Origin of the sequence: Mesorhizobium sp. (genome assembly GCF_004962925.1) — a bacterium.
Lineage (GTDB): Bacteria > Pseudomonadota > Alphaproteobacteria > Rhizobiales > Rhizobiaceae > Mesorhizobium.
In genome coordinates, this window is the sequence record NZ_SUEO01000053.1 from 22370 (window position 1) to 30604 (window position 8235).

Sequence of the window (8235 nt, forward strand, 5' to 3'; positions counted from 1 at the left end):
ATGTTGCAGTCATTGTCGATCAAGACGGGCTTGCCTGCCAGGCTTTCCAGTCGTTGCGCCAAGGGGATCGAGGCGAGGTTGACATAGCCTCCGGACAAGACCGTGCCAAGCCGCGCATCGACGCGTCCGGGGACGCCGATGCCGATGGCGGCAACTTCGGGAGAATCGAGCCGGCGTACCATTTCACCGATCCGCGAGAGCACGAGCTCCGGGTCCGGCGCGCTCTTCTCGGAAATGCGGTCGAGGATTTCGCCTGTGCTGGAAATGCGGGCGGCGCGCAGATTGGTGCCGCCGATATCGATTCCTATGGCCATCGAACTAGAGCCTGTTCCATTTCGACTAAATCGAAATGGGGCTCTATCTTGCTGTTTGACCATGGTCTTTTCCGAAAACCGGTCCCCACTTTTCGGGATCATGGTCTGAGGCATGACGTCCCGTGCGTGCCTGGTGTGAATGCCGACTAGCTAAGCGGCTTTCTGCCGAGAGTTTCCGATCACCGCCTGAAGCTCGCGCAATCTCGACACTGCGATAGTCCTAAGCTTTTCCCGCTGAATGTCACGGTCAAGCGAAATGCAGTCCTTCCACAGCGACCGGCCGGCAATGACGCCTGACGCACCGTTCTTCATGGCGATCTCGACCTGGCCAAGGAAAGTCTCATGGTTGACGCCGGCGGAGAGGACCGCCCATGGCACCTCGCCAGCCATGCTGCTGATCCTGGCGCAGGCTTCCGGCGTTCCGGGATAAGGCAGCTTGAGCACCTTTGCCCCGCATTCCAGCGAAATCCGGGTGCCCTCTTCGACTAGCCAGGGGATCTTGGCCGTATAGTCTTCAAGGCTTTCGCCTTCGACCTGACAGGTCAGGAACTCGACGACGAGCAGAAGGTCTTCTTGTCCGAAGTCGGCAATGCATTGGCGCAGAATGGCGACATTGTGCTCATTCGCCTCAGGCCTGTCGGCCCTGAGATAGACCATGATCTTGCCGCCGGTGCCGCCGAATTCGCGGACGCGGCGCGCGTCGATGCCGGGAACCAGGCGCGACAGGCGGTAGCCGGCAGGCGAGACGTCGAAGCCCGAGGCGTCGAGGCCGATGAGCAGCGCCGTATCGCGGTTCAGCACCCCTTCATCGACAACCCGCGGCACAGCGCAGAGCGGGTCGAGCAGCACGCAGGATGCCTGGCTGGCGAGGTATCGCGTGATGTCCGACTTGGTGTCGCCCAGCATGTCGTTGGTGATCTTGGCCTGTTCTGCAGGGTCCGACGCAAGCAAGGTCCGCATGCCGCCGCGCTGGTCACAGGCGATGGCCATCATGGCCCCGTCCTTGCCGCATATCTGCTGGTAGCCGCGCAACTCTGCGGTCGTCATCTTTGTCATGGTCTTCTGTCCGATGTTGGCGCCCGTTCACCAGGGCGCAGATCCGTGGAACAAGAAAGTCTAGTTTTTACCTGCCTGTCGGCAGGGAGGTTTTGCCGCTTTGATGCGCTATCAACTGAGAAATTTGGCCTTGGCCCGCAATCTGCCGTGAAAACGGGCCCACATTGCGAGTCAGCCGAATTTGCGCGATAACTCCCATCGGTCGATCGACATGTAACACATTGCTGAAAGGAATTGCAAGCTGGCTGTCCCTCCCGCACAAGATGCAGCCGCCGCATCGCGGACGATGCTGCATACGGTCGCCAAATTGCACTACGAGGCGGAGATGTCGCAGGTCGATATCGCACGGCGGCTTGGTGTCTCCACCGCGACCATATCGCGTCTCCTGCAGCGGGCGAGGGCAGAGGGCATTGTGCGGATCGAGGTTCTCGATCTTGCAACCCCCGAAGGCATCACCACGCAACTGGTCGAAGGGCTGGGACTTCGCGACGCGGCGGTCATCGAAACGCCGGCAGCCGGCGCGCTGACGGCGCTCGCAGCGCCGCTCGGCGCCTTGCTCAAGCAAGCGGAACTGACGGCCGGGTCGGTGGTCGCCATTGGCTGGGGGCGCGCCATTCGCGAGGTGATCGGGGCAGGCCTGCCGCGCATTCCTGGCGTTCTTACCGTCGCTGCCACCGGCGGCATGCAGCAGCAGGCACCGCATTTTCAGATCAACGAGTTTGTGCGGCTTGCCGCCGAAGAGTTCGGCGGGACGCCGCATTTCATCCATGCGCCCTATCTGCCATCCACCGAGTTGCGTGAAGTCTTCCTCGGCGATGCGGCCATCCGCGACAGCGTCGCGCTTTGGGACCGGACTGACGTTGCGATCGTCGGCATCGGCTTGCCCCATGCCATCAATCCGCCTGAGGCGAGCGCGGCCACGCTGAGCGAGCAGGCCCTGTTCCACGCGGCTGGAGACGTTATCAGGCATTATTTCGACGCCGAAGGTACCCTTATCCCATGGGAAGGGGAGAGCCGGATGATCGCTATGTCGCCGGCCCAGCTTCGAGCCGTCCCCCTGGTGATCGGTGTTGCCGCATCGCCGGAGAAGGCGACGGCCATCATCGGTGCCGTCCGCGCCAGGCTTATCAATGCTCTGATAACGGACACGAAGACTGCCCAGGCCATTCTCGAGGCTCTCTTGCCTCAATAGAGGCGGGCGCGCCGATTGGCGCACCTGATCGACCCCAAACGCGGCTTGCCAGCCCGCCGCCGTGAAACATCAGTTGTGTCGTCAAAGCGTTGGGGCAATAGTCTGCGTAAGGGGCTCTGCGGAGCAGGCAGATGTCGTGCGGTTTGAAAGCGTTTCCAGCCAGGAAATACCAGGTTGCAATTTCTTTCAGCAAAGTGTTACAACTTTGCGGCTAGGCACGCATGTGCGCCGAGCGGCGCTATTCCCTCGACCTTGCGGAGGCTAGGAACGGGACTGCGCGCATCAGGCTGGTCGAGTTTCGACCGGCTGATCTAACGACTGGGGGGCGCTCGGGAGGAAGCTGCCCATAACAGCAAGCAGGCGAAATTCATTTCTCGCCGTCAGCACTTCACGTAGCCGGAACGAATTGACGGCCATTTCAACGTCAATCGCAACGGCAAATCTGCCAAAATTATGAGGAGGATGTTATGAAGAAGATTGTTGCCGCCTTGGCGGCTCTCGCCATCTGCGCAACGGCGCTGATCACGCCCGCTTTGGCGCAGGACAAGAAGTTCACCGTTGCTCTCGTTCCGGGCCTTACCACCGACGGCTTTTACATCACCATGCGCAAGGGAGCCCAGGCGGCAGCCGATGCCCTTGGCGTGAATCTGGTTTTCCAGGGCGCTTCGGATTTCAATCCGGTAACACAAGTCCCCGTGCTTGACGCGGTCATCGCCAAGAAGCCGGACGCGATCCTGATCGCGCCGACCGACAAGGTTCAATTGGTCGAGCCGCTGCGCAAAGCCAATGATGCCGGTATCCCGGTGATCACCGTCGACACTTTCATCGGCAACGGCGTCTATCAGACCGGCGCCGGCGAGGCGGATTTCCCGCTGTCCTATATTGCTTCGGACAACATTCTGGGTGGCGAGATTGCCGCGCGGGCATTGGCCAAGGCCATAGGCGACAAGGGCAAGGTCTACGTTTCGAACGTCAAGCCTGGCATTTCGACCACCGACCAGCGCGAAGAGGGGTTTAAGAAGGAGATGGCGGCCAACCATCCCGGCATCACCGTGCTCGAGACCCAGTTCAACGACGACGACGCCAACAAGGCTGCCTCGCAGTTGCAAGCGATGTTCGCGCGCAACTCCGATCTCGTTGGTGTGTTCGGCGCAAATCTATTCTCGGCAATCGGCGCGGCGAACGGCGTCAAGCAGGCCGGGCAAAGCGGCACCATCAAGGTCGTGGCGTTCGATGCACCGGTCAGCATCGCCGACAACATCAACTCCGGCTTGGTGGACGTTGCGATTGCCCAGCATCCGGCCGAGATCGGCTATTTTGGTGTCGTTTCGGCCTATGCCCACCTGACCGGCCAGTCGATCCCGGTTGAGATCGGCACCGGCTTTACGATCATGGACAAGTCAAACATCGCTGATCCGAACATCTCGAAATACCTCTATTCCGAATGAGTCCAAATCAGCTTGATCTCCTTCCGGCCTGCCGGGAGGAGATCTGCGCCGGGTCTCTGGGATCCTGTTGACAAAGGCCGCGCCGCGGATCGGATGTATCAATGACTTCAACATCACCAACCGAGCAAAGCGGAACCCATGTCGCCCCTCAGGCCGACCACGGTGATCCGGCCAGGACCTGGCTCGGACGCATCGCCGAAGGGCGCGCCTGGCTGTTTCTCGCTGGCCTGATCATTTGTTTCGAGGTTTGGTCGAGGCTCTCCTTCGGCGCGACCTTCATGCTCAATCCGTTCAACGTGCAGTCCATTGCGATATTTGCTGTGGCGCCGTTGCTGCTTGCGACCGGACAGACATTCGTCATCATTTCGGGAGGCATCGACCTCTCGCTGGGCTTCATCATGGGTCTTGCGGCCGTCGTTGCGGCCCACGCTACGAACATGGCGGGAGCCGTAATCCCGCTGCCACTGGCAATGCTGGCGGGTATTCTGGCGGCCGTGATTGTCGCAGGCGTGCCTGGCGTCATCAACGGCTTGCTGATCTCGCGCCTGAGAGTTCCGCCTTTTATCGGCACGCTTGGCATGTTCGGCGTGGCGCGCGGCGTTGCGTTCCTGTTGGCCGGCGGCACGACGGTGCCGGTCCAGAATTCCTGGTTCGCGCTGCTCGGCAACGGCAGGTTCTACGGTGTGCCTTATCTCGTCATCATCGCCGCCGTTTTCGTTGTCGTGATGCACTACATCCTGAGCCAGACCCGATTCGGTCAGCACAACTACGCTATCGGCGCCAATGTGCAGGCGGCGCGTCGTGCCGGCATCGACATCAGGGGCCATACCCTGCGTCTTTATGTGCTTTCGGCGATGTGCGCGGGCCTCGGTGGCGCGCTCTATGCAGCGCGCTTCACTGCTGGCGCGGCACAGGCCGGCGAGCCGTTGCTGCTCGACAGCGTCGCAGCCGTCGTGATCGGCGGCGCCAGCCTCTTCGGCGGATCCGGCACCATCTTCGGAACGGTCGCCGGAGCGCTGGTGATCGCGGTCATCCAATACGGACTGGTTTTCGTCAATGTCGAACCGTTCTGGCAATTCATCGCCGTCGGCTTCGTCATCATCATTTCCGTTCTCATCGACCAGGCGCAGCGTCGGTTCAGTGGAGCCCGTCAGGATGAATAGTTCCGAACAAACCACACCCCTTCTCGAAGTCCGGAACCTTTCCAAGCACTTCGGCGCTGTCCGGGCGCTCAACGATTTCTCCATGGTCGTGCGGCCGGGCGAAGTGGTGGCCCTGGCGGGCGACAACGGTGCTGGCAAGACGACGCTGATCAAGGCGATATCGGGCGTCTTTCAGCCGACGGGCGGTGAAATTCTGCTGAGGGGTCAGCCGGTGACATTTGCGACGCCGCATGAGGCGCGCGAAAAAGGCATCGAAACCATCTATCAGGATCTCGCTCTCGCCGACAATTTGTCGATTGGCGCCAATATCTTCCTCGGCCGTGAACCCATGCGCAAGGCCTTCGGCTTCCTGCCGGTGCTCGATCGCAAGGCCATGGCGGTTGCCGCCAAGCAGACCATGGGGCGGCTGGATTTCCATGTCAGCCGGCTCGACGCCCCGGTCAGCAATTTCTCGGGCGGTCAACGGCAGGCTGTCGCCATCGGCCGGGCCGTTTATTGGGACGCGCAGATACTGATCATGGACGAACCGACCGCGGCCCTCGGCGTTCCCGAACAGCGCAAGGTCATTTCGCTCATCCACCAGCTCAAGGCGCAAGGCCGGGGCGTGATCTTCATCTCGCACAATCTGCAGGACATTTTCGCCGTTTCCGACCGCATCGTCGTGCTGCGCCGGGGCGTTCAGGCCGGCGATCGCAAGATCTCGGAAACCAACCATGACGAAGTCGTCAAGCTCATGGTTGGCGGATAGGCCGAACTTTTCGATTGCTGAAACAACTCACTTCCCGAGGAGTGAGCTTCCCGGGTGGCGAGCCGGCAAAGTGGGCCGCCCTCCGGCAACTCTCCGGCGAGAAGCGACCGGCCTAGCTACCGCGTCTAAAGCGCATCGCGTTCGACTGGCCTCATGCGACGCGCTTTAGATTGTTGTTTTTGCATGTCGTTATCGCAAAACCGCTGCACACTTTTGCGCGACATGCATTAGCCGCTGCTCGGCATCGCGATGCGATCGGTCGATTCCGGCGAAATATGCTCGCCCGCCCGATGATGATATGCCATCCAGATACGCTCGGCGCAGCACAATGAGGCAGGATGGCGAGCAGAGTCGACATTGAATGAGGATGTTACTATATAGCGGCGACTTTGGCCGCGTACCCAGGGTCGCGCGGCGAATGGCGCCCACATTATGCCGGAAAAAAGCAAGTAGAAACAATGGTGCGATCCGGGACATGATCCCAGCCAACGGTGCCAATCTCCCAAGAAGATAGAATCTCCTCACGAATTAGAATGTGCTCCTTGAACCTTCGATTTCCTTCAGCTCTGTGGAGCTTGGGCAAGATCGGCTTGCCGGGTGACGACGACTCGGTTGGAATGGGAGCGTGCATCTTTCCGAGGATGCCGGCGTTTATGATTACCAACCGGCGCAGCCGCCAGGGAACAGCAGTATGAGTGAACACGCGATCGAGTTCTTGCAGGAGTGGATCGGCGAAAAGGTCCACTGCCATTCCTCGCCGGACAGGATCGAGAAGCAAGCCGAGACCCTCGCCAGGGAATGCGCCGCCAAGGCGGCTGAGGCCGGCATACCGCTGGAGGACATCCAGGAAGAGGTCGGCGATATCAAGGAGCTTATAGCGTCGAGGCTGGAAGAGGCGGCCGAGGCCGACGAGGAAGAAAAGAATTCGGACAAGCCTGCCGAGTGATATGCCGACCCGGCGAAAGACGCCAGGCAGTTTACCTCCCCTGACGACTCGCTCCGAATCTGCCTTTGAGCCATGCCTTCGGCAGCGCCGGCACGAAATTGCCGTCCCGCCCGGTCATGTCGTCATTGGCGACGAGCGCATTGAGGATCGCTTCCTCCACACCTTGGATCACGGCGTCGAAGAACGGATCGATATCCGTATCCGGAATAAAATCGGCGCTGCGATGCGGCCTGACGGCGCCAGTGCCGCCTCGCGGTTGGCGGTCGAAAAGCCCAGGAAAATATCGCCCGAGCTATGATAGCCGAAGCCAAACGGCGCATCGGTGGCGACGACCCCGATGATAGAGCCCTTCTCGGCGCGCGGCGTGCTTTCGCGGATCGCCGGTTCCACGAGATCGGGCCCGGCGCGCAGGCCGCGAATGGCAAAATTGCTCCGCTTACCGAAATTCGCCTGCACGAACGCGCCGATCGTGTAGCGCCGGCCGTGCCATTCGACGATGCGCGATGCCGTGCCGGAGCCTGCCTTGAAACCGAAAGCGATCATGCCGGTGCCGCCGCCGACGCTGCCTTCCTCGATCGATCCGCTGGTCGCGCTATCGAGTGCCGCGGCAACATGCTCGAAGCTTAGATGGTGGCCGTTGATGTCGTTCAGGAAACCGTCATAGGTTTCGGCCGCCACCGGCAGGCCCCAGGCGCTGTCGAGCGCAGCCGGTAGCACGCGCTGCATCCAGCGCAGCGTTGCGTCGCGTGAGACACCGCAGGAATGCGTGTTGGTGATAGTGATCGGGAAATTGAAGGCACCCGTTTCCTCGATGATGTGCGAGCCGGTCAATTCGCCATTGCCGTTTTGGCTGAAGATGCCGGCAAAGACCGGCGTGGCGAGATCTGCGCGCGGTCTGGGCAGGATAGCGGTCACGCCGGTGCGCACCGGTCCCTTACCGACCACCAACGCACCATCGCCCGAAATCAGCGTCGAATAACCGACCGCAACGCCAGGCACATCGGTGATGGCGTTGAACGATCCGGGCGTGCCGTCAAAACTTATGCCGAAGGCTCTTGCGCGCGGCTTGCCGGAAGGTGTCGTCTGGTGATGATTGTCGGTCATGCGCGCTCAGAACAAGGAGCCTTGATTACCAGGCTCCTTGGCTTTGGCGGCCGGCTTTGCATTTGCCTTCGGTCTTGCTGCACCGCTGGTCGCAACCGCATCGGCGGTTCCGTCGGCGAATTCCAGTGAGAGTGCCATGCCCGACGTCACTTCCGACGCTTGCTTGATCACCGCACCGTCGGCGTCTTTCACCAAGGCGAAGCCCCGCGCCAGCACCGCCTTATGCGACAGCGTCGCTAGCAGCCGGTCGGCCTGGGTCAGTTT

The 8235-nt window shown here is 61.0% G+C and carries 7 protein-coding genes and 2 pseudogenes; 5 read left to right on the forward strand and 4 right to left on the reverse strand.

Features of this window, described 5'->3' with window-relative positions; translation table 11 throughout:
- Both E5W87_RS13370 and E5W87_RS13375 read right to left on the reverse strand, forming a co-directional pair.
- Nucleotides 1-314 (reverse strand): annotated as a pseudogene (locus tag E5W87_RS13370) (ROK family protein); the annotation flags it as partial.
- A 150-nt stretch (nt 315-464) separates the two neighbouring features.
- Nucleotides 465-1370 (reverse strand): tagatose-bisphosphate aldolase, encoded by a 906-nt coding sequence (locus E5W87_RS13375; RefSeq protein WP_292397888.1) that lies wholly within the window; start codon nt 1368-1370, stop codon nt 465-467.
- A gap of 286 nt (nt 1371-1656) precedes the next feature.
- Here E5W87_RS13375 and E5W87_RS13380 point away from each other — a divergent pair, with 286 nt between their 5' ends.
- The 5 genes from E5W87_RS13380 (at nt 1657) to E5W87_RS13400 (ending at nt 6867) form a co-directional block, all read left to right on the forward strand.
- On the forward strand, nt 1657-2562 hold the full coding sequence (locus E5W87_RS13380; RefSeq protein ID WP_292397890.1) for a sugar-binding transcriptional regulator: 906 nt from the start codon (nt 1657-1659) through the stop codon (nt 2560-2562).
- Nucleotides 2563-3029: 467 nt separating this feature from the next.
- Complete coding sequence (locus E5W87_RS13385; RefSeq protein WP_292397892.1) at nt 3030-4010, forward strand: ABC transporter substrate-binding protein; 981 nt, start codon at nt 3030-3032, stop codon at nt 4008-4010.
- Between the two features lie 101 nt (nt 4011-4111).
- Complete coding sequence (locus E5W87_RS13390) at nt 4112-5173, forward strand: ribose ABC transporter (RefSeq protein WP_292397894.1); 1062 nt, start codon at nt 4112-4114, stop codon at nt 5171-5173.
- Nucleotides 5166-5921, forward strand: coding sequence for an ATP-binding cassette domain-containing protein (locus E5W87_RS13395; protein WP_292397896.1), 756 nt, complete (start codon nt 5166-5168; stop codon nt 5919-5921). Before E5W87_RS13390 ends, E5W87_RS13395 begins: the two co-directional genes overlap by 8 nt.
- Nucleotides 5922-6612: 691 nt before the next feature.
- A complete protein-coding gene (locus E5W87_RS13400; protein WP_292397897.1) occupies nt 6613-6867 on the forward strand; it encodes a hypothetical protein in 255 nt (84 codons plus the stop codon).
- A gap of 31 nt (nt 6868-6898) precedes the next feature.
- On the opposite strand, the pseudogene E5W87_RS13405 reads toward E5W87_RS13400, so the two are convergent.
- A pseudogene (locus E5W87_RS13405) lies at nt 6899-7971 on the reverse strand (P1 family peptidase).
- A gap of 6 nt (nt 7972-7977) precedes the next feature.
- On the reverse strand, nt 7978-8235 hold a 258-nt coding region (locus tag E5W87_RS13410; protein WP_292397898.1), incomplete at its 5' end, for an exodeoxyribonuclease VII large subunit.